Source organism: Mesorhizobium sp. P3_A9 (assembly GCF_056402975.1).
Genome location: NZ_JBFUGJ010000824.1, coordinates 1 through 550 on the forward strand (window position 1 = coordinate 1; position 550 = coordinate 550).

Sequence of the window (550 nt, forward strand, 5' to 3'; positions counted from 1 at the left end):
GGCCTGCTTCAATCCGCGCGATCTGCATGGCGAAGGCAGGTACGGCAAAGGCCTCGGTTTGCCCTGGTCCGGTGTGATTGAAGGGGCGCAGACGAATGCATTTAAGGCCGTGACGGGAAAGCGCACCCAATGCGAGGTCGGCCGCGGCCTTGGTCACGGCATAATCGTCCATCGGCGCAAGCAGCGCATTTTCATCAAGCGGCCGGCCAGCTTTCGCGCTCTCGCCATAGACCAGGYCCGATCCGACGTAGAGCAGCCAACATCCCGGCGCCTCGTCAAGAATGGAATGGGCCACGTTGAGCGCGCCCTGGACGTGGATGCGCCAGGTGTTTTCAGGATCAGCCTGGGCGGCGCCAAGCGCGGCGACGGCCGCCAGGTGGACAACATGGGTCGGCTTGTGACGGGCAATCGCCTCATGAACGGCGGCCTTGTCCGTCACGTCGAGCGCTGCGATTTGACCGAACACGGGATGCGGTCCTGCATCCTTGGAGGTCGCAATAATCGTCAGGTCGCGACCGCAGATGCTGTGCAACGCTTCATAGACATAGGG

At 62.7% G+C, this 550-nt stretch carries 1 protein-coding gene; it reads right to left on the reverse strand.

What is annotated here, in order from left to right:
- The coding region (locus tag AC1DX0_RS36945; RefSeq protein ID WP_477359628.1) for an NAD-dependent epimerase/dehydratase family protein at nt 1-550 on the reverse strand (550 nt) is incomplete at both ends.